Source organism: Paenibacillus physcomitrellae (assembly GCF_002240225.1).
GTDB lineage: Bacteria > Bacillota > Bacilli > Paenibacillales > Paenibacillaceae > Fontibacillus > Fontibacillus physcomitrellae.
In genome coordinates this window covers 3,521,568-3,543,641 of record NZ_CP022584.1, presented here as the reverse complement: position 1 = coordinate 3,543,641, position 22,074 = coordinate 3,521,568, and the positions used below count along the sequence as shown (strand labels likewise).

Below are 22,074 nucleotides of genomic sequence, written 5' to 3'. Positions count from 1 at the left end.
TAATTTCATGTTGGGACAAATCAGAGCTGCCTGAATAATCCCTATTCCTTAACTGCACCTACAGTCAAACCTTGGACGAAATAACGCTGGAAGAACGGATAAGCAAAAATAATAGGCAGCGTTGCAAGCACAACCATCGCCATGCGGGACGTATCCTGCGGGATAGAAGACAGGGCTTGCAGGCTCATTGCGCCGTTCTGCGAGTTCTGCTGCAGGAACTGGATGCTGTTCTCGATCCGCATCAGCATCGACTGCAGCGGAACCAGGTTTGGATTGTCGATATACAGCAGGGCGTTGAACCAATCGTTCCAGTAACCGAGTGTACTGAAGAGTCCGATGGTAGCGAGACCCGGCAGCGACAATGGAAGCACGATGCGCAGGAAGATGTAGAAATCGCCTGCACCGTCGATCCGTCCGGACTCGATGATCGCTTCAGGTACGCTGGTGCTGTAGAACGTTCTGAGAATCATGATGTAGAAGGCGTTCATGGCCAGCGGAAGCACCAAAGCCCAAATCGTATCTTTCATATGCAGCAATTGGGATACGACCATGTAAGTCGGAATCATGCCGCCGTTAAAGAGCATTGTGATGATCGCAAACACGGAAAAGAATCTGCGGTAGCGGAAGCTGGTCCGCGAAATAGCGTAAGCGTACAGGGAGATCAGCACCAAGCTGATGATCGTCCCCAGGACCGTAACCAGAATCGTTACGCCGTAGGAGCGGAGCAGCGCGTCGCCGGTCTGGAAGACAAAGCGGTAGGCTTCCAGGCTCCATTTGGCCGGAAAGATGCGGTAGCCGTCGGTTGCGAGCGTTTTTTCATCTGTGAAAGAGATAATGACAACAAAGAGAAACGGGAAGACGCAGATGAAAGCGAACAACCCTGCGATGATATTTAAAATGAGATTCCAGACAGGTGTAACGTTGTGAAAGTCGCGGACTTTCTTGCGCGAACCGTTCTGAACGCTCGGGGTATTGCTAGTAGCCACTTCAGCCATGATATTGCGCTCCTTTCAGCTTTGAATTAGAACAAGGCGCTGTCTTTGTCGACTTTGCGCACGATGAAGTTCGAAACGATAACCAGTACGAAGCCAACTACGGACTGATACAAACCTGCGGCTGTACTCATGCCGATTTCTCCAGTCGTTTTGAGCCCGCGGTAGACGTAAGTGTCGATAACGTTTGTTACGGAATACAGGGTGCCGGAATCGCGCGGAACTTGATAGAACAAACCGAAGTCTGCGTAGAAGATCCGTCCGACGGCCAGCAGCGTCATAATAATGATGATCGGGGACAGCATCGGGATCGTAATATTACGGATCTGCTGCCACTTGCTGGCGCCGTCTATCATAGCGGCTTCATACAAGGATTTATCGATCCCCAGAATAGAGGCCAGGTAAACGACACTGTTGTAACCGATCGATTTCCACAAGCTGACGAATACCAGAATATAAGGCCAATATTTAGGGTCGGAGTACCACTGCACCTTCTCCACACCAAACCAGCCCAGAATCTGGTTAAGCATCCCGCGGTCCATGCTCAGGAAGCTGAATGCGAAGTAGCCGACGATTACCCAGGAAAGGAAATACGGCAGGAACATGCCGGTCTGATACACTTTGGCCAACGTTTTCCCCACCAATTGCGACAAAAGGATCGCCATCGCCACAGACAAGACAAGTCCGATAAAAATAAACGCGATATTATAGAACAAGGTATTTCGGGTAATCACCCAAGCGTCGGTGCCGCTGAACAAGAACTTGAAGTTCTGCCAGCCTACCCATTCACTTTTGACGATACTGGCCCAGAAGCCCTCACGGTTAAACCGGTACTGCTTGAACGCCACTACCGTTCCTACCAGCGGAAGGTAGGAGAAGAAAAAGAACCAGATGGCGCCTGGCAGCACCATAAGCAGCATGACTTTGTTTCTAAGAATGTTTTTTAAAAATGTAGCCACTATCGTTCCCTCCCGGTCGATGTAGATATTGTTAATGATCCAAATAGTGAAAAAGGATCGGGCGCTTTGACCACCCGCCCGATCCTTTCCGACTGTTTGATTACTTGTTCCAATTGTTGCTGTTAAATCTTATTTGCCGTTTGCGGCTCTCCAAGCATCAAGCTGGGTTTGCGCTTCAGCGATGACTTTATCAAGGCCGGCCTCTTTAAACTTCTCAATAGCTTTAGGCAGGTAAGTTTCAGGATCAACGGTACCGGTCATCAGGGAGGACCAGAACTGTTCCTTCACGTTCTGTACGGCAGCCATTTCAGTAGCTACTTTAGTGCTGTCGAAGTTGAAGCTCAGGATTGGAGAATTTTTACCAGAAGCATTGAACGTCTTGAATTGATCCCATTTATCGTCCGGGTCACCAGGGTTCAAGTAGAGCAGCATGTTGTTGCCCAGTGAGTAGGAAGGCATGTCATAGTTCTTGGAATCCGGCAGATTCTCGATGTGAGTATCATCAGTTTTCTTGTAATGTACGCCTTCGATACCGGAGTCAACCATGTTGCGAAGTACAGGATCTGTATTCAGCAGGTTCAGGAATTGCATCGCTTTGTCCGGATGTTCGGAGTTCGCGGAAATCGCCATAATCGAACCTTGTACGGAGTTGTTATTGATAATCGCTTCGCTCGCTGGAGTAGAGACTACAGGATAACCATAGCTTGCGGACCAGAGGTTATCGGCCAGCGGCTGGGTTTGCGCTTTATCCGTAAACCAGTTGCCGGAAGTTGTCAGGTCACTGGTCGAACCGGTTGTTGCTGCTTCAGGCGCAATGTAGCCGGCTTGATAGTATTTGTGCATGGTTGTCAAAGCTTGTTTCATTTCCGGAGTTTCCAGAACGTCTACAACTTTGTAATCCGTTGTGTCCAGTTTCACAGCCATTGGCAGGTTCTGTACGACATAGTCGTAAGGAACAACTGGAAGGAAGTTTTTATCCATGCCGAACGGAGTAACGTTTGGTTCTTTTTCCTTGATCGTTTTCAGCAGCGGCTCCAGGCTTTCCAGCGTATTTACGCCGGAAATATCCAGGTTGTATTTGTCCACCAGGTTTTTATTGAAGCGCCAAACATCCTGGTAAGGAAGTTCCTTGTTGGCCGGAATGCCGTAATTGTGGCCGTCAACCTTGGAGCCTTCCAGGAATGCAGGGTCGATGGTATCTTTGATGCCTTGACCGTATTGGTCGAGCAGGTCGTCAAGCTCCATGAATGCGCCTTTTCTTGCATTTTGAACATAATCAAAACCGCCGGAAGCAGTAAAGAGAATATCCATGGGTTCACCGGAAGCTACGTTAACTTGCATCTTCTGTGCATAATCGCCCCAGTCGATCATTTTCATTGTAATCGTGGCACCGATTTTCTCTTGCGTGTACTTGCTGACTTCCGCCATAACTTTGTCCACGTCTTTTTGCGGTGTACCGATTGTGTACCAGATCAGGTTGACTGGCTTCTCGGAACTTCCGCCGTTCGAGCCCGATGCGGAATTACTGCTGTTATTGCTGCTGTTGTTGCCGCCGCAGGCACTCAGTACGAATGTCAATGCCGTGAGCATGGCAAGTGCGATGGAAAGTCTTTTTTTACTCTTTCCCATTTGTGAATCCTCCCCTTTTCATTGCTTTGTGTACTGCAGGTTCTCTCACTCTTCCAAAGCTTGTTTCGCCGGATAGGGTTATCTTTGTTTTACTCCAGCATGGTCTTGTGTATGCATTTGGATTACCAAATGAACTACTTTAACCTTACTGGATGAAAGCATTTTCAAAAAGAAGATAAACTTAATAAATTAGGGTACAAATTAAAGAAGCACGCAGTTTTTGCAGAACTTTGTCACCGTTTTCTTAAAACGCTTACTTTTACTGTCAGTTTCATGTCCGCCATCAACAAGGAAACCCCAATCCGAAAATGAATCCGCTCTCTTGGTCAAGAGCAGCTCCCTTTCGAATTGGGGTTGTGGTTCTATTCTGGTTCACAGCTGGATCTCATTCCAGCTTATAGCGCTTTGAAATCCGTAGGTGAAATGCCGACGTATTTCTTGAACTGCTTGTAGAAATACCCGGTCTCCCAGTACCCTACGTTCCTGGCGATTTCCTGCACCTTCAGATTGGTATGCTTGAGCTGATATTTCGCTTGGTCAATCCGGTACTTGTTGATATATTCGGCAAAAGACTCTCCGGTCTCTTTATGGAACAGCTGTCCAAGATAAACGGGATGAATATGATACTGCGCTCCAAGTGTCTTCAAGGAAAGCTCGTCCGCATAATGATCGTGGATATGCGCCAGCACCTGGCTGACCACCGGATTCTTGCTGTCCTGGAGCAAGGCATGAACCGTCTCTCTCGCCACCTCCTGAAGCGCTGCAACCAGATCGTGAAAGGCGGTGCTGCTGCGGACCTTCTCGAGTCCCTTCTTGAAGATGGCTTCTTCTTCCGTATGACGGATCTCCTCGAGTTCCATCTTGAACCGGACAACCAGCTCCAGCGCACGGTTGGTCAAATCCTGCGGTCCAATGCCTCCCAGCACTCTCATCTGCTCGAAATCGTACGCGATTCGGTCGGTAAGCCCTTCCTCATCCCTGGCCAAGATCAGCTTGACATACTCCGGCCATTGAAGGGCAGATTCCATCTTCCCTTTCCGGTCGTCCGATTCCAGACCCGTAAAGTCCATCACCCGCCGGTCGGGATAGACCATGAAATACTCCAGCGCCCGCTTAGCCTCCCTATAGCTCGGTGCCGCTTCTTCGGGCCACTCTCCTACGCTCCCGATACTAATCTGCACAGGGCGGCTCAGATCCGAAAGCTCAATAGACAGCTGCTCAAGCAGCAGAGTGAAATCACGTTTCCCTTCTGCCCAGCTCTCAATGGAAGCAATCAGCACCAAATCGCCGTCCACATCCCGGAATAAGGTCAGTCCCTGTTCTCCCGAAATCCTTCTGCGAACCCAGTCAAAAACATCGGTTCCGCTCTCCACCGGTCTTAATACAGCCGTGGCAATAAAGGGCCGGTTCAGATATAAACCGAGCAAATCGGCCCGCTCTTCAAACTCCGCTGCTGCGATTTGCCCGGTAAGCCAGCGGTAAAGCGTATTGTCTTTAATAATCTGCACATCGAAAGCATCATACAGTTCTTCCGACCTGGAGCTGTCCAGCTTCTCAACCGTATTGCGAAGCGTAGATTCCAGTTCCTCTATATTAATCGGCTTCAGCAGGTAATTCTCGATCCCCAGCTTCATGCCTTCTTTCAAATAATCAAATTCGTTGAATCCGCTAAGAATAATCACTTTCAGGTCAGGATGCAGCTTCCTTGCTTCCCGGATCAGGCTGAGACCGTTCATAACCGGCATGGAGATGTCTGTAATCAGCACATCAACCGGTCTAACGCTCAAAACATCCAAAGCCCGCTGGCCGTTCTCTGCCTGTCCGACGATCTCAAGACCAAAAGAAGGCCAATCCAGAATATCGTATAGACCTTCGATAATAAACGGCTCATCATCGACAATAAATACTTTATACATGCTCAGCCTCCACTTCCTCGCGGTTTGGATACTTCACCCGGACCGTTGTCCCTTTGCCGGGCCGGCTGGTAATGTCCAGACCATACTCGGGCCCGTAGAGATACCTCAGCCGGCTGTGCACGCTGCGCAGTCCAAACATTGTGCCCGTTTCCTCGGAAGTCTCCAGCTCTTGTTTAATTTCTTCCAGACGATCCGGTTCTATTCCCGTTCCGTTGTCCGAAACCTCCGCAATCAGCACTTCTCTCTCCGCCCAAACTTTGATCGACAGCCAATTATCATCCCGGTCAGACCGGATGCCGTGCACAATATAATTCTCAATAATAGGCTGTAATGACAGCTTGGTTACGGTTTTGCTGCCCAAGTCTGATTCAGCCGTAATGGAATAATTGAATTTATCCTTGTAGCGAATCCGGAACAGCTCCAGATAGAGACGGCAGGACTCCAGTTCATCCTTCAGCGTGTAGATCTTCTTCTGATTCACAAGGTTCTTAAACAGGACGGACAGGCTGTAGATCATGTCCCCCACGTCCCGGGCCCCCTGCGAAATCGCCCTCATCCGGATGACCTCAAGCGTATTGTATAAGAAATGCGGACTGACTCTTGCCTGAAGGGCTACCAGCTCCGTTTCCTTTTGCTTGATTTCGGCTTTATATACGCGTTCGATGTATAGGTTCAGCTCATCCAGCATGTCATTAAAGCTTCTGGAGATTTGGCCGAGCTCATCTTCCCGCGGGTCTTCAATCCGGGCGGACAAATCACCATTTTTCACCTTGCGGGTAAATTTGATAATTTGATTGGTACGGTTCGCAAAGCTCATGACAAAAATAATCGGGATACAAATGGCAAACAGGATGCAAAAGGCGCTGATCGTAATAATGGTCTTCTTGATCCCTGAATACGCCTGGGCGACTTCGGATTTCGGCATCGATCCGATCACGACATAGCCGTCGTCTGCCGCAATGAGTTTGTTGATATATAAATTCTGATCATTGCTCATCGGGATGTCATCGGGATTATCATAGAGCTTGTCCTTCATATTGACGTATGGATACTTCTGTCCGTAATACTGACCTTTGGAATCATACAACACGACATCTTCGGTCGAAAGCACCACAATCTCGCCTTTCAGGCTGTTTCGATAGCCGGATAAGGCGGACGAGATACTATCCGAATCCAGATAAACGATCAATTGCCCGGCATTCTTCAAGGTTTGGCGGTTGTTGATCGGCACCCGAATTGCGTATAGGGCTGGATTTGTCTGATTAATAGCTTTCCTGATCCAGTAATTAGGCGACGTAATATTTTTGGTTTCCATGGCCATCACATCCGGGATATACGAATGGGTGAGCTCAGTTGGAACCTGCCTGAATTGTTTATTTTTATTAAAAGAGGTGAGGATCTGCTTCTCCGAGCTATATAGTATCAAGTTAGAGAAATCGGTGTTCTCATCCATTAAATTTTGAAAATATTGAAGAGCCTCGGTAGAATAATCGCTGGATTCGTTATAAAACTGGTCCATCCGATGCTCGACGTAATCGGCATAATTGTGCTCCATCAAATAATTGATGTTCCCGTACAGCGTCGCATTCCGGTACATATCCCGGACCATATTCTGAACAGCATCGTAACGCGAAGCCATGTAGCGGTCAACGCTTTCCATGGCCGATTTCTGACTGTCCAGCTCCCGGTTAATAATCGCCTGGGATAAGGATTTATACATCAGATAGGACAAGGTAATAATCGTGACCACTGCAATTCCCACAAAGATCAGGAGCATCCTCATAAAGAGATTCTTTTTGAAGTAATTCCTGTAGATGTAACCGATCCTCATGCTCAGCTCACCTCCCAATTCGTCAGGAGACCCGCCATCTCCGCTCCCGCAAGGGGTTTGCTGAACAAATACCCTTGAATCTTGTCACAACCATGCTTCTTCAAGAATTCAAACTGCTCGTTCGTTTCGACACCTTCCGCCACGATTTGCAGCCCCAGGCTGTGACCGATCAGGAGAATGGCAGAGGCTAGTGAACGACTGGCTTCCTCCTGCTCAATAGGATCGACAAACTTCTTATCCATCTTGAGCGTAGTGATCGGAAGCTCGCGCAAATAATCCAGGGACGAATAGCCGGTCCCGAAATCATCCAGCGCAATACCGATGCCCATCTGGCGGATTTGATCCAGCTTCGCGATCAGCTCGTTGCGCTCGGCCGACTCCATAAACAAAGATTCCGTAATCTCAATTTCGAGGAATTCCGGGGAAAGGTCTGTTTCCTTAAGGATGTCAGCCATCGTATGCACAAAACCATCCTGCTTCAGCTGGATAACGGAAATGTTGACCGATATGCGATAGCCTTCATAACCGGAGTTATGCAGATTCTTCAGGAAGCTGCAGGCCGTGAGCAGCACCCATTCGCCGATCGGAATAATCTGCCGGCTGTCTTCAGCCACTCGGATAAACTTGTCCGGGGCCACGCGGCCGAGCTCGGGATTCTCCCAGCGCAGCAAAGCTTCAAACCCGCTGATCCGCCCCGATTCTGTATCTACCTGCGGTTGATAAACCAGCATAAATTCACCATGCTCCAGCGCCGACAGAAGCTTGGCCTCCATTCTCATTCGGCTTTGCAGCTCGAGCTGCATGGACGCATCATATAAGACAAAGGAGCTTTTGCCCAGCTTCTGCGCTCGATAAAGCGCGAGATCGGCATTTTTGATCAATTCCTCAGGGCTTGACGCCTGCTCCGGATAAAGCGCCATGCCGATGCTGATCGACAAATGCAGTTCGCCTTGTCCCGCCGTAAATGGACACTCGAACCCCTTGATCAGCCTTCCGGCCAGAAGTTTAAGGGCTTTATGGGAGATATCTTCGATTAACAGCATCACAAATTCATCGCTGCCGAAACGGAACAGCATCGCCCCGTCAGGCTTCAGGGAATTCAGCCGCTCACCTGCTTCCCGGATCAGCACATCACCCCATTTGTGGCCCAGCGAATCGTTGATGTTCTTGAAATTGTCCGTATCAATAAATAACAGCGCCGCTTGCCGGTTCATATCTGTTAGACTGCTCTCCAGCTTTTCAAGCAAAAGCACCCGGTTCGGCAAGCCGCTGACCGGATCAAAATAAGCGAGCTTCTGCAGCTTGTCTTCATTCTGCCGGAGCCGGGTCTGGCTCTCCACCAGGAGGTCGACCTGCTGCTTCAGCTCTTCCTGTATGTGGGCGAGCTCACGATTAGTGTGCTCAAGCTCTTCAAGGCTTGCCTTAAGCTGGAGCTCATAATTTTTGCGTTCCGTAATATCGATAAGCGAACCTGCAAACCGGACTCCTCTGCCGTAGGAATCAAACAGAACCTTGCCCCGGACCTGCATCCATCGGTATTCGCCACTTTGGGTCAGCATCCGGTATTCGGCATTGTAAGAGGTCTCTTCTCCCCTGAGATGACCGAGCCGTTTCATCTTTGCCTGTTCTGTGTCTTCTGGATGGATTAAACTCAGGATTTCAGCGCCGTTGTAGGGTTCCCGCCTTTCCTCGTAGCCCATCAGATCCTTCCATCGTTTGGAGAAAGTATATTCTTGGGTGGTCATGTCGGATTCCCAGATAATCGCCCCCGAACCTTCATGAGCCAAATGCAGCCGTTCTTCCACCCTCTTACGCTCTGTAACATCCATGCCTGTCAGAACATAGACGATGCAGTCTGCATTTCTTTCCTCGTCCTTCAAAGGGTACAACCGGATTTGAAGATCGTGTCTTTTGCCGTTAGGAGTGGAGAAACGAACCTCCTCTTGATCCACCGCCAGCTCGCCGGAGAGAGCATCCTCCATTAAATCAACCAGGCGTCCGAATCCGGCCTCCCGCAGCCCGGTTTGCTGTACAGGCTTGCTCCTGACTTGCTCTGCTGTCAATCCTGTCAACTGACTCGCATAACCGCTGAAATAAACCGTCCCCTTAATCGGATGAACCGCCCATACAAAAATTTGATGATGCTGCAGCGTCTCTTTGAATAAGGTCCTCGTCATCCTATTTTCCTTACGGAGCCGAAACTGAGTGAAGCACAGCCAAATAACAGCTGCTCCTAATCCTATAAGAAACAAGATACATATAAACAATCCAGCTATATATGGGTTCAATACCACCGCAAGGGAATTGTCTATCCCCCAAATCCAACTTGGCATAATTTCCTCCTAATAATTTACAAAAAACGACAAAATTTTCGCTAACGATCCCATTCATTATACCTTGCCGCCGCAACGGAAATAAACCATTTTTCTTCATATATTGATGTGTTTTATTTCTATAAAAATAGCTGTTCTCCAGAAGCAAATTTCTCTCCCGAAAAACAGCCGGATTATTCCATTAATCCTTGAATAAGTCTGCCACTGTTGCCTCCCAGCGGCTGATGACCTCCACCGGATCATGCAGGGCAATCTGTATGCCGCTTACGATCTCCGCGTATTTGGCAGCATCCTGTTTAACCTGGACCACCTCGGCTTCATATCGGTCACGCGGATAATCACTCTCCTGAAGAGCGGGCAGCGGCGGCTTCACCTTGAGTTTGATGTAGCTCACCCGGCCTTGGTAGACTGCAACCAGCAGCGCCTGTCCTGTTCTGGCCATATTACTGCTGGTGGCGGTAGCGGGCCACAAACCGATCCTGAGCCTGCTTCCGCTGACTGCCACCACTTCTCCTACGCTGAGCATGGCCGTATGCGGCCACCCGTCTTCCGATACCGTGCTCAAGATCAGCGCTTCTCCCTGCTTCTCCGCAAGCGAACCGCCATCGAGCAGCTGATGAACCTCCGCAGGCAGTACAGTCTTGTCCCCGTCTTGTCTATCGCCCGTTTGTCCCATGATTTCTGAGTCTCCCTTATTCCGTTCTTGGTTTGTTCCTGATCTGATTGGTTATTTCTCAACTTGCTCATTGAACCCGGGCTCCTGAACACGCGGCTTTTCATCCCCGTCGTCGTCCTCTAAATAAGGCTTGTTCACGAAATAATACATAAAACCCATCAGCAGCACGCCGCCGACCAGGTTTCCCAGCGTAACCGGAATCAGATTGTAAACCACTCCGGCAAACGAAAAGTTCTCTGGATGATGCAGCACCAACGCTATCGCAAATGTACACATGTTCGCAATACTGTGTTCATAACCTGAAATAAAGAAACAGAAGACGAACAGCATCATGGCAAACAGCTTGGCTCCGTCCCCCTTCATCGACATCGGCAGGAAGAAGGCCAGACACACTAGCCAGTTACACAAAATCGCCCTGAAGAACAGTTCACCAAGCGGAGCCTCGACTTTATGCTGGGCCACGCTCAGCAGGAAGCCGTTCACCGACGGAGAATCGAATAAACCGGTCAAATGGATCAGCAGTGCAAACACAAGTGCTCCCAAAATGTTGCCTAAGTAGCTGGAGCCCCACAGCTTTAGAACTTCTGGCCATTTCAGCTTCTTCCGCAGCGCTGCATACGTATAGTAGAACGTATTTCCGGTAAACAGATCGCCTCCACCGTAAGAGATCAGAATAATGGCTGCACCAAACGTCATAGCTGCCATCGGATAAGTAAAAGGAGAATCCTTCAGAAAGAAAAAGTTCCCGGTCTTGAAAGCTACGATGACACCAAACCCGATAAACATGCTGGCCAGCATGGAACGGGCTAAATACCGAATCCAGCTTTGTTTGAAAATTTTGTGTTTCTTCAGCGCCAGTTCCTCGACCTTTAACAGTGCTTCCGTTTCCATAAGCCCTCCATTTTCCGGTTATTTCAGGTTCAGAAATCCTTTATTTTCCGTAATATAACACAATTCTAATAGAAATAAACCCGATAATGGGACTTCGCCATGATCTTCTCTGCTTGGTATGGAAAAGGGTTGTCAATTCTCCGAATTTTATGCCATAATAAGATTAATAAATGATAATGATTATCATTCCTTGTTCTAAATCGCTGCCCTGCAGCTCACCATAACCTACCCCAAGACAGAAGGAGTTAATGAACATGACCAACCGATACTCCAAATGCAGCCTCCAAGTCGACGATTATCTGGACCTGCTTAATCTGGCCCAACGGCTTGGCGATGAGAAATGGCAGAAGGAAATCAAAAGAAAGCTTCGCCATTTGGAATGCCGGATTCAAATCGAGCAAAACGCATAAATTTTCTCTCATAGAGATCCTCTTATAGAGTTCCTTTCATACAACTCTTTCATACAACTCCTGTTACCGGAGAGAAAAAGCCCGTTTCCCACATACCGAATGTTCGGCATGCAGGAAACGGGCTTTTATAATTCGGCTAAACTTCTGTCTAGCGCAGCCAGGACTCGTAGAAACGGCGGTAGCCGTCTTTCATCACCTTTTCGGAGAAATGGTCAAAAGCATATTCGCGGTTCTGCTCCGACCATTTACGCGGATGGGCCGCAGCCATGTTGACCAGCTCGAACCAGTTCGACTCATTGCCGGCAAAGCAATGCGGGCCATGGATATGGCCGTAGCAAGGATGCTCCGGCTTGACGACGATTTTACCCATCGCCATCGCTTCGGTCAGCGGCATCGCAAAGGTATCGAATTGGGAGGAGCTGAAATACACCTTCGCGGAATTCATGAGCGCAAATACTTCATCCTGCGTTAAGGCAAATTTGAGCTTCACATTATCCGGAATCGCATATTTCTTCATGCTTTCCTTATAACGCATGCCGCCAAAGACCATAAAGACTTCTTTGTCCGGGTTGCGTTTAGCATATTCCAGAACGAGGTCGGGGCGCCGGTTAGCCTCATCGCGGCCAATCCATAAAACCCGGTTATTGACGACGGCATCCGGATCAAAGTGGCGTTTGGCCAGGGTCTCGCTGAAGCCGATCGGAATCACATCCACATCTGTAACTCCATATCGTTCCCCGATTTGCTCCCGCAGGAATTCCGTCTGCACGATCGCTTTGTCTACCATGGTGTAGAAAGGCTTCATCATTTCATAACCCGTAAGCGCGGGGTCAGGGAAGCTGTGCGGAAACAGCACGCTGTTTGGCAGAAACATCTTTAGGAAAGTAAAGCCCGACACCGTATAGATCACATGCTCAATTTGCTCCTTATAGATTTGATCCAGCACAATATCATAATTGACCAGATCGCCTTTCTCATGTTCGTAACCCGGCAGCCAGTCATGCTCACTTACATGCCGCTCCGGTGAAATAAATACCAGCTCCACGCCGAGCTCCCGGCTGATCTGCTGAAGCCTTTCAGCAAAAATTCGCGGTCCCTGCGCTTCTGCAAACTGGATTTTACGCATGATCAGACCTGCTTTACTCATCTTACTCCTCCTCTGTCCCTTAATGCGCCGGAATCGGTTCCCGTTCTTTCGAGATACTGCCGGCCGCAGCTGCTTAAATGATCCATCGCTTCCGCCCGCTGCCGCAGCAGCTGAGCCCGACTCCAGTAAACGCTGCCCTGCCTCAGATCGGATTCAATCAGCAGCAGCATCCACAAGGAGAATATAAACGCATAGGCGCAATAATCCGCCAGAAGCCGGGATTCGTCCAGTTCCTGTCCATAAAATCTCCGTTGATGAACGTACATCCGCAGGATACGCTCCCTCAGCTCCTCGTTCATCGGGATAACCCCCGGAAATACCGGGTGAGACATATCTAATAAGTGATACAGGTCCCATAAAGGCGAATTCAAATGCACGTGCTCCCAATCCAGCACATACAATTCCCCATGAATCGATGCATAATTCCCCGCATGCAAATCGCCGTGATTAAGCACCTTCATCGCAGCCCATTCCGAATCCTCGACATGCCGCTTAGCGCTATCCAGCATCCAGACGGGCAACTCTGCCTCACGGATCAGACGCCGGGCTTCCGGCTTCAGCTCCAGTAAATCCACGGCCATCTGCTGTACCGGCGGTTTGGGAGCCCTGAAAGCCGCCGGGTCCCATTCGGAGGGGTCAAGACTATGCCATCTGGCGACAAGCTTGGCCATCCGCAGCAGCGTCTTCGGCCCATGTTCATGATTAAGCGGGCCCAAATCCTCAAAGACCGCCCATCCGTTTGTCCCCTGCTCGGACTTATCAACCAAAGCCGGATACACTTTGGGGATCTTATACAGAACCCGTTCGTATATCCAAACCTCCCGATCCTCCTGCCCCTGGTGCGTAACCGGCTTAAAAATGTAGCTTTGCTGCGGATTAACATAGAAACGCTCCACATAACGGCCGTTCATTCCCTGGTACAAACGTTCACTTCGGTAAATCCGCCGGGGATCAAGCTCCCCTTTATCCGTAATATAGCTGCTTAACGTTCCTATTGCTCCCACCACCTTCGGTTCATCCCTTTAACAAGCTGCTTCTTCACCTGCTTCTCTGCCTGATCCTTTGCCTGCTTCTTAAGATACTTTCCATTTAAACGGATTCTATCAGCGGAATCAACTTGTTTGGGCGTCTCTTATCAAATGTTCAGGACTGCCAAAGATGCTCGGGGCTGTCAAACCTCTGCCAAACTCAAAAAAAGAACGCTCTCCGGGGCAAACCTCGGAGAACGTTCTTCTATATCAGCAGTTGTATTTCAACGTTCAACTGCTCGCCAGGTTATTGGCGAATCCATGCATTCGCCAGCAGCATGGCGCCTTTAGCCGCATTAGTATCGGCGAGGGCATTCAGCATAACAAAGTCGTGAATGATGCCCTGGAAGCGGACTGCGGTTACCGTTACGCCGGCTTCACGCAGCTTGTTGGCATAAGCTTCGCCTTCATCCCGCAGCACGTCTGCTTCTCCCGTAATGACCAGAGCTTCAGGCAGACCTTTCAGCTGATCAAGACTCGCCCGCAGCGGCGAAGCATAAATCTCGGCTCTTTGCTGCGGATCTGTGGTGTATTGATCCCAGAACCACTGCATACCGTCCCGGCGCAGGAAGTACCCTTCTGCAAACTGATGATACGAAGGTGTATCAAATGAAGCATCGGTTACCGGGTAGAACAGGAGCTGTTTGGCAATTTGAGGACCCTTGCGCTCTTTAGTCATCAGTGTCAGCGCTGCAGTCATGTTGCCGCCTACACTGTCGCCGGCTGCTACGATCCGGCTCGCATTCAGACCATGGGAGGCTCCTTCTTTAGCGATCCATTCCAAAGCTGCATACACCTGCTCAATAGCCACCGGATATCTGACTTCCGGAGACAGATCGTAGCTGGTGAATACAACCGCAGAGTCCGTTCCTACTGCCAGCTCGCGAATCAAACGGTCATGCGTATGCGCATTGCCGAACACCCAGCCTGCACCGTGGGTATACAGGATCACCGGCAGCGTTCCTTTGGCATTCTGAGGTTTAACGATACGGATCGATACGGTTCCGGTTGGCCCGCCTTCAAAAGTCAGGTCCTCGATGTCGACAGCTGGTTTGGCAATCTCGCCGGATTGCACTTCATCTACAGTTTCGCGTCCTTTCACCGGACCGAGATCAAACAGGTACGGCGGGTTAGCTGTATCCTGAACGAATTTTTGAGCGACTGGCTCCAATACGACTTTACCTTGAACTGTTTCGTTGTTTTGATTAGACATGATTAAATTCCTCCTTATATTTAAAAAGCTTATCTTTCCGACCTTCCGACGGTTGTATTTGTCAAATTAAGTTGCGCAAAATCTTTATGTACAAAATATACATTGTGCACAATATAATGTCAACAGCAATTTTTCTGTTTTCAAAAAAATCTTACCCCGATCCATCTGCAGCTACGCAGCAGAAACACCGAAACCCTTGCGATTTCTCAATTCCGGTGATTGGGATCAGGGCGACTCATCCGTGCGGTTTTATTTTCTTCCGGCGAAGCAGCATAATCACAAATAACAGAACCGGCAGCGCGATCTGGAATAACGGCCAAATGCTTAAAACCACGACCTCGCGCCCTATATAGATATGATGCGTATAGTTAGGCGACCAGAAAGCAGCGGCGAAGATCAAGATCCCGAGCGGGATGATCCATTTTCTGAATCCGATCCCTGTAATTCGTTCCAGTCCGATAACACTGCCCAGAAAGAAGTACGCCATTTTAACGCCAAGCCCGATGAAGAGAAACATCGTGAATAAGGCGTCCATTCGTTCAAATAAACCCGGAAATCGGATCAGTTGAACAGTTTCCAAGAGCGGCAAAGTGCTGTTGGCTACGAGGTTAGGTCCCAGGACAAGCACATTCAGCTGATTGATCAGAGCCAGGAAGACTACAATCCAAGTGAATGAAAAAAGCGTTGTTCCAAGCATTTTATTCTGTCGTTGGATCATAGGGTAGAACACCAGAAAAACGATGCTCTCACCAAAGGGAAACGAAACCGTTTCAAGCAACGACTTGCCCATGTCCGCGGTAAAACCGTGTTCCAGAACCGGCAGCATAAATTCAAAATGAAGCAGTCCGCTGATCGACACCGCAAAGAGCAGAATGCCGTAAGCTGCTGCCACAAAGGGAAGAAACAGGATGCCCATTAGAAAGTTCACCCTCGGTCCATGTCGAACCGCATTAGCTATGACGATAAAAGAAATCGCCATAGTCAGCCATAATTTCGTATTGGGCAGCAGGGTCATCAGCGTTAATTCTCCCAAATCCCGCAAATTCCGTGAAACCTCGTAGCCGAAATAACCGATAAAGCCCAAATTTATAATCGTACCCAGCCAAGGCCCCATATAGCGGTGGAACAGCAAAAACAGATCCAGGCGGGGATCGCGGAAATGAATGGCAAGATGAAGGAGCAGAATCAGCAGACCGATAGCTCCGGCAGCTAGCATCAATATCCAGGCATCCTGTTTGGCTTCTCCTCCCTGAAAGAAAAGCGTTGTACTGCCCACTTCAAACAAAAACAAACTGATGAGCAGCTCGGACAATCTGATTTTCTCCTGATCCATTTCTGTCCCCCCCTCTCTGTTCAGTTTCAATCTGCTTCACTTATATCCGGACTTTAATCTTTAATCCTACTCCTCCCCTTCATGGATTTTCTCCTGCAGCTTGCGGAAGGATTGTATAAAGAGACCTGGCCGTTTAATGGAAGCCTTGACCTGGACCTCGATGTTCATCTTTGAAAATTCCTCTTTCCACCTTGGTTTTAATTTCTGCCAATCCTTCGGATACCTCCGGTGAATCTTGTCGGCGACTCCCAGAACATCGACCTGCTGTTTCCGGATCGCTTTCCATCCCTGGTTAATGTCGCCGGTAATTTTACGCTCAATCTGCTCTTCCAAATGTCGAATCCCCGACAAGCTGCCAACATCCTCCATGGATTCCGTTTCGTTGAGCTCACCAGCCACTTTGGCTCTAACCTTAAGCTTGTATCCGTCGCCGTCTTTGACCGGAGTGACTTTTACCTTGGCTGAAGTGACTTTGTAGGCCGACCTAGATTGATCGTCCCCATCTGGTCCGCTCCCGAAAGATATCGTGTGTCTCCTAACTCGGTTCATGAGCCAGGAAACGCCTAGGCTCTCCCTTTCATTCAGTCTCCCTACCCGGCGCTCTCCCTGAAACAAACTTAGCCCACTTAATATTAGATTGGCAGGAGGATTGGTATGTTTAAAGGCGTCCTGGGTTTTCAGGATTTCGGGGCTGCTGCCCTCCAGTTTGATTTCAGGAACACCGGCCGCCCCGGAATCCGAGCTTAGCTTTAACGCCAGCTCATACATAGAAGTGTCATTATAAAAAGACGCCCATTTCTGTTCCTTATCCAAAAGCTCCTCCAATGCCTTGCCCGGAAGCTTCTCCGGGGGCAACAGCGCTTGCAGGGTCTCTTCTGCAGTGGATTCGGCGACCAGCACCTTGACAGTTTCACGGGTATCCAGATTGCGCAGATATCGGTCCACCAGCTCGAATATGCCCTCGTTCGCCGTTTCTTTGCCGATAACCAAGACGTTGTTATGGGAAAAATAAAGCTGTCTCGGATTCTTAAGCGTGCTTCTTATCAAAGCCTCTTTGATTGTTTCTCCCTTCGAGGTTAACACGTATACGCCCAGGGTAGAACCAGCCCCGCTTGATCCGCCTGTTCCACTGAACATGGCCGACGGGACAATAATCTGTGTCGTTACGCGGTAGTTCCCCTTAGTGCCATCCAAGCCGGTGGCAATGACGATGCCAAGTTCATTTAATTCCTTTCGGCTCCCGCAGCCGGGAAGCAGCAGCAAACAGAAGCCGAGCAGACACAATCGATAATAGCGGAGCATGACTTATCCCCTTTGCTCATCCTGCTGTTGATCCTTTGCCTTTGGATCAGGAAGCACTTGTTCCTCAATCGGCGGATATTGGTAGGGAGCCTGTCTCGTTTTGTTCTTGCCGGCAATCTGGTCCGGACGCGATTTCATAGCCCACCAAGGCACACGGATTAGCAAATCCTTCGAATTGGTTCGATTAAACGGTGCATAGGGAAGGAAATAATCTACGCCGAAAGAACGCAGCGAAACCAGATGATTGAGGATCGGGATGATCCCCGCTAAAATACCAAACAGTCCGAAGGTGCCGGCGAGCAGCATTAACGTAAACCGAATCAGCCTGATGGCTGCCGCCATGTCGATGGAAGGAATAACAAAATTCGCGATAGCCGTGAAAGATACGACAATGACCATCGTCCCCGAAACCAGACCCGCCTGCACCGCGGCCTGACCGATTACCAAGGCGCCTACGATGGAAATCGCTGGACCGATAACCCTAGGCATTCGCACCCCGGCCTCCCGGATCACTTCAAAGGTCATCTCCATCACAAATGCTTCGATCAGCGCAGGAAGCGGCGTACCTTCCCGCTGCGCGGCCAGCGTGATCAGCATCGTCATAGGCAGCATCTCCTGCTGGAACGTAGTGATCGCAATGTACAAGGAAGGAAGAAGAAGGGCCACCAGACAGGCTGCAATTCTCAGAACTCTTAAAAATGTCGCCAGATCGTATCTCTGATAATAATCCTCGCTGGATTGAAAAAATTTAAAAAAAGTTACGGGCAATATAAGCGCGAACGGCGTACCGTCCACTATAATCCCAACCTGCCCGTCAAGGAGGCTTGCGGCAACAGCATCAGGCCGTTCCGTGTTCATGATCGTCGGAAACGGCGTGAGCGGCGCATCCTGAATCATTTCCTCGATATAGTTGCTCTCCAGGATACTGTCGGTTTGAATGGAATCAAGGCGCGTCCGCACTTCCTTAATCACGCTGTCCTTGGCTATGCCTTCAATATAAGCAACCGCAACTCTCGTCTGCGTATAAGTTCCTATTTGCCGGACCTCCATGCGCAGATCAGGTGTTTTGAGCTTCCGGCGGACCAAAGCCATATTGGTGGAGAGATCCTCCGTAAATCCTTCTTTGGGCCCCCGAATTACCGTTTGCGAGGTCGGCTCTTCGACGCTGCGCCGGGGACCGCCGCCGATGGAAGCCGACAGGGCATAAGGCGTTTGATCCATGAGGAAGACGACATCTCCTGATAACACCGAGGCAAATACCTGATCCAGCACATCCGTCTTGTGGAGAGCTAGTGACGGAATATCCCGGGCCAGCCTTTCAGCCGTCTCCCGACCGTTCCCTTCAGAGTCCTTCTCCACGGCTTTGGCGGCCGTTTCCAACAGTTCAGCAAGGAGCAGGTTGTCGATCAGTCCCTCAACGTAACAAACCGCGATCAGCGGAGCAGACGCCTCCCCGGCAGATCCAAAAGACCGGATGATCACATCGGGGCTGTTTCCGAGCTTGCTTCTGAACAGCTCCAGCGTAACTGTCAGATTGGTATGGATGGGCAGCGGAAGACTTCTTTTCAAATCGTTGGAGCTTCCGACAAGCGTGCGGGCGCGGGGAGTCAGCGATTTCTTGAGCCAGTCGTACAGCATACTTCCCCCTCTTTCCCTTTCCGATTTCTGCTTAACATTTGCTGGAAACCCCGATTTTATACGTTCATGCATACCGCGCATTGTCACTCTGGCGGAGAAACAAATCCTTTCCAAAGGCTCTTTGCGCGGTTCTTTGCGCAGTTCTCAGCAAGGTTCTTTGCACGAAAAAAACGACCAGCCATTAAACGGCTGATCGTTCCTATCCTGTGCGATTTGCAAATTTGAGTTAAGCATGATTTTGACAAGTTACTGGGCTTAAAGTGCATAAACCATTTGACTAAACCATTTGCTCCCCGTCATAGGAAGTAATGATCTTGTACAAGTCAGGACGGCGGTCACGGAAAATGCCCCATTCAATCCGCTGGGATTCCAGCTGATCGAGATCGAACTCAGCCACCAGCACAGTTTCTTCCGTGCGGCTGGCTTCGGCCACTTTGCTGCCCGTAGGGCCCGCAATAAAGGAAGAACCGTAGAAGTTGATGCTGGAATCTTCATCGGTTTCCATGCCGATCCGGTTCGAAGCTACAACCGGAACAAGGTTGGATGCGGCATGCCCGAGCATGCACGTCTGCCAGTGGTCCTTCGAGTCGATGGACGAATCCTGCGGCTCCGAACCGATCGCGGTCGGGTAGAACAGGATTTCGGCGCCCATCAGCGCCATGCAGCGCGCGGCTTCCGGATACCATTGGTCCCAGCAGACGCCGATACCGATTTTGCCGTAGCGGGTATTCCACACTTTAAAGCCGGTATCCCCAGGGTTAAAGTAGAACTTCTCTTCATACCCCGGTCCGTCCGGGATATGGCTCTTGCGGTAACGGCCAAGCACCTCACCGCTTGCGTCGATGACGGCCAGCGAATTGTAGCGGGCGTTGTTCTTTTTCTCATAAAAGCTGATCGGCAGCACAACCTGGAGCTCTTTAGCCACCTGCTTGAAATGGTTCACGGCTTTGTTGTGCTCCAGTTCCGTAGCATAAGGATAATAATCGGCCTTCTCCTTCTGGCAGAAATAAGGCGTCTCAAACAGCTCCTGCAGCAAAATAATCTGCGCGCCCTGCTTCGCCGCTTCGCGGACCAGGCGGTCTGCTTTGGCAATGTTCTCTTCTATATTCGATGAACAGCTCATTTGAGTAGCTGCAACTTTAACGTTTCTCAAAAGGTTCCCCTCTCCTTTCTGATTCGGCCCTTCGGCTTATTTGCCGGCAGGCATTTGCTGCGTCGTGCAGTGCACGTTTCCGCCTTCGCGGATCACGGCCATTCCATTAACAGTACGGACTCTCCGGTCCGGGAAGGTGCGTTCCAGCACTTCTTTCGCCAGGCGGTCAGTCTCCTCGGCTGTTCCGCCAAACACCGGCAGAATGATACCGCCATTGACGAAATAGAAATTCAGATAACTGAGCGTCAATCTGGAATCCTCGTATTGAACAGCCGGAGGCTGCTCGACTGGAATCACTTCGATTTTGCGGCCCTTGGCATCTACAGAAGCTTCAAGAATCGCCAGGTTCTCACGCGTAATTTCGTAGTTCTCGTCCGACGGATCGCTGCAGACCTGCATGATCACCTTGCCGGGTGCCGCAAAGCAGGCCACATTATCGACATGACCGTCCGTTTCATCGCCGCTTAAACCGCGTTTCAGCCAGATGATCGTGTCCACGTTCAAAAAGTCCTTGAGCGTCTGCTCGATTTCCTCACGGCTCAGATGCGGATTGCGGTTATCGTTCAGCAGGCACTCTTCGGTTGTGATCAGCGTACCCTCACCGTCAACGTGGAAAGAGCCGCCTTCCATCGTGATCGGCGCATCGAACTGCGTAATGCCGAAACGGCTGAGCAGCTGCCCGGCGACCTGGTTGTCCAGATCGAACGGTTTATACTTTTCGCCCCAGGCATTGAAGTTCCAGTTGATCCCTGCACGCTCACCGGCCGGGTTCAGCAGCAAGGTCGGACCGTTATCGCGCAGCCACGCATCGCTGTGTTCCACCGGCAGGATCTCGATGTTCTCCTCTGTGAACATGGCACGGACACGGGCCACATCCTCCGGATTCACAAGCACGCCAACAGGCTCGAATTCAGCAATCGCCTGGATCAGCTCTCTGTAACCCTGGCTGACCTCCTCATATTGGTCTGGATAGACCATGGAGTCCTGCACGGGCCAGGAGATCAAAGTACGTTCGTGTTCAGCCCATTCAGGGGGCATAGCATAATTCGCCGATCTAGGATTCATCTATGTCAACTCGCTTTAAATAAAATTTTTGGGGTTTAGTCCAGAGTACATCATACAATATAATTCCCCCTGTCTCAATGAGTGAGCAAGATGAATTTTTTCCTGTATTTCCGCTTGGCGGAAGCAAGGCATCCCGGCTCTCTCGTTAACGTTTCCAAACATCGGCATATTTCTCGTGCCGTCTGAACATCGTCTGCACATAAGAGCACTGTGGAACGATTTGATAGCCCTGCCCGCGCGCATAGTCGACCAGTTCATTCAGCATCTTCTCCGCTACCTTCTGGCCGCGCAGCTCCTCCGATACATAGGTGTGGTCAGCGACCAGGACATCGCCCTCCTGACGGTAGGTGATTTCCGCCACCATTTTTCCGTCTTCCTGCAGTTCAAAACCGTAACCCGTATTGACCATTTCCTGCATGCGTAAAACCTCCCAATTGGATTTGATTTGTAACCCGCTTAGCTAACAGTTTCCCCAAAAATGCCAAACCTCATCGGAGACCGGCCGCTTCAGAGTATGATATATTTAAATCTTCAACAGCTACATTCTAAAACAAGGTG

18 protein-coding genes are annotated in these 22,074 nt (G+C 49.9%); 1 reads left to right on the top strand and 17 read right to left on the bottom strand.

What is annotated here, in order from left to right:
* Nucleotides 1-41 precede the first annotated feature (41 nt).
* From CBE73_RS15925 to CBE73_RS15890, 8 genes are all read right to left on the bottom strand, one after another.
* A complete protein-coding gene (locus tag CBE73_RS15925; RefSeq protein WP_094095057.1) occupies nucleotides 42-995 on the bottom strand; it encodes a carbohydrate ABC transporter permease in 954 nt (317 codons plus the stop codon).
* 26 nt (nucleotides 996-1,021) lie between these two features.
* Nucleotides 1,022-1,912 (bottom strand): ABC transporter permease, encoded by an 891-nt coding sequence (locus tag CBE73_RS15920; protein WP_373286354.1) that lies wholly within the window; start codon nucleotides 1,910-1,912, stop codon nucleotides 1,022-1,024.
* Between the two features lie 168 nt (nucleotides 1,913-2,080).
* On the bottom strand, nucleotides 2,081-3,580 hold the full coding sequence (locus CBE73_RS15915; protein WP_094095055.1) for an ABC transporter substrate-binding protein: 1,500 nt from the start codon (nucleotides 3,578-3,580) through the stop codon (nucleotides 2,081-2,083).
* 395 nt (nucleotides 3,581-3,975) lie between these two features.
* On the bottom strand, nucleotides 3,976-5,496 hold the full coding sequence (locus CBE73_RS15910; protein ID WP_094095054.1) for a response regulator transcription factor: 1,521 nt from the start codon (nucleotides 5,494-5,496) through the stop codon (nucleotides 3,976-3,978).
* Nucleotides 5,489-7,327: a sensor histidine kinase gene (locus CBE73_RS15905; RefSeq protein WP_094095053.1), complete on the bottom strand. Its 1,839-nt coding sequence runs from the start codon at nucleotides 7,325-7,327 to the stop codon at nucleotides 5,489-5,491. The genes CBE73_RS15910 and CBE73_RS15905 overlap by 8 nt, the downstream gene beginning before the upstream one ends.
* A gap of 2 nt (nucleotides 7,328-7,329) precedes the next feature.
* The gene (locus CBE73_RS15900) at nucleotides 7,330-9,504 is read right to left on the bottom strand and encodes a sensor domain-containing protein (protein WP_174704751.1); all 2,175 of its coding nucleotides are present in this window, start codon (nucleotides 9,502-9,504) and stop codon (nucleotides 7,330-7,332) included.
* 337 nt (nucleotides 9,505-9,841) lie between these two features.
* Nucleotides 9,842-10,336 carry a hypothetical protein gene (locus tag CBE73_RS15895; protein WP_094095051.1) on the bottom strand — a complete coding sequence of 165 codons (495 nt, stop codon included), beginning with the start codon at nucleotides 10,334-10,336 and terminating at the stop codon, nucleotides 9,842-9,844.
* Between the two features lie 51 nt (nucleotides 10,337-10,387).
* Nucleotides 10,388-11,227, bottom strand: a complete 840-nt coding sequence (locus tag CBE73_RS15890; protein ID WP_094095050.1) for a formate/nitrite transporter family protein — start codon at nucleotides 11,225-11,227, stop codon at nucleotides 10,388-10,390.
* 254 nt (nucleotides 11,228-11,481) lie between these two features.
* On the opposite strand from CBE73_RS15890, the gene CBE73_RS22210 reads away from it, so the two are divergent.
* Complete coding sequence (locus CBE73_RS22210) at nucleotides 11,482-11,637, top strand: hypothetical protein (protein ID WP_174704750.1); 156 nt, start codon at nucleotides 11,482-11,484, stop codon at nucleotides 11,635-11,637.
* 148 nt (nucleotides 11,638-11,785) lie between these two features.
* On the opposite strand, the gene CBE73_RS15885 is transcribed toward CBE73_RS22210, so the two are convergent.
* The 9 genes from CBE73_RS15885 to CBE73_RS15845 form a co-directional block, all read right to left on the bottom strand.
* Nucleotides 11,786-12,784: a glycosyltransferase family 4 protein gene (locus CBE73_RS15885; RefSeq protein WP_094095049.1), complete on the bottom strand. Its 999-nt coding sequence runs from the start codon at nucleotides 12,782-12,784 to the stop codon at nucleotides 11,786-11,788.
* A complete protein-coding gene (locus CBE73_RS15880) occupies nucleotides 12,781-13,791 on the bottom strand; it encodes a phosphotransferase family protein (RefSeq protein ID WP_094095048.1) in 1,011 nt (336 codons plus the stop codon). The genes CBE73_RS15885 and CBE73_RS15880 overlap by 4 nt, the downstream gene beginning before the upstream one ends.
* Before the next feature lie 268 nt (nucleotides 13,792-14,059).
* A complete protein-coding gene (locus tag CBE73_RS15875; protein ID WP_094095047.1) occupies nucleotides 14,060-15,025 on the bottom strand; it encodes an alpha/beta hydrolase in 966 nt (321 codons plus the stop codon).
* Nucleotides 15,026-15,260: 235 nt separating this feature from the next.
* Nucleotides 15,261-16,358: a GerAB/ArcD/ProY family transporter gene (locus tag CBE73_RS15870; protein ID WP_094095046.1), complete on the bottom strand. Its 1,098-nt coding sequence runs from the start codon at nucleotides 16,356-16,358 to the stop codon at nucleotides 15,261-15,263.
* A gap of 66 nt (nucleotides 16,359-16,424) precedes the next feature.
* Complete coding sequence (locus CBE73_RS15865; protein WP_094095045.1) at nucleotides 16,425-17,660, bottom strand: Ger(x)C family spore germination protein; 1,236 nt, start codon at nucleotides 17,658-17,660, stop codon at nucleotides 16,425-16,427.
* Nucleotides 17,661-17,663: 3 nt separating this feature from the next.
* Nucleotides 17,664-19,298 (bottom strand): spore germination protein, encoded by a 1,635-nt coding sequence (locus CBE73_RS15860; RefSeq protein ID WP_094095044.1) that lies wholly within the window; start codon nucleotides 19,296-19,298, stop codon nucleotides 17,664-17,666.
* A gap of 277 nt (nucleotides 19,299-19,575) precedes the next feature.
* Nucleotides 19,576-20,451, bottom strand: coding sequence for an N-carbamoylputrescine amidase (aguB, locus tag CBE73_RS15855; protein WP_094095043.1), 876 nt, complete (start codon nucleotides 20,449-20,451; stop codon nucleotides 19,576-19,578).
* 36 nt (nucleotides 20,452-20,487) lie between these two features.
* Nucleotides 20,488-21,516 carry an agmatine deiminase family protein gene (locus CBE73_RS15850; RefSeq protein WP_094095042.1) on the bottom strand — a complete coding sequence of 343 codons (1,029 nt, stop codon included), beginning with the start codon at nucleotides 21,514-21,516 and terminating at the stop codon, nucleotides 20,488-20,490.
* Between the two features lie 145 nt (nucleotides 21,517-21,661).
* Nucleotides 21,662-21,934 (bottom strand): GNAT family N-acetyltransferase, encoded by a 273-nt coding sequence (locus CBE73_RS15845; RefSeq protein WP_094095041.1) that lies wholly within the window; start codon nucleotides 21,932-21,934, stop codon nucleotides 21,662-21,664.
* Nucleotides 21,935-22,074 lie beyond the last annotated feature (140 nt).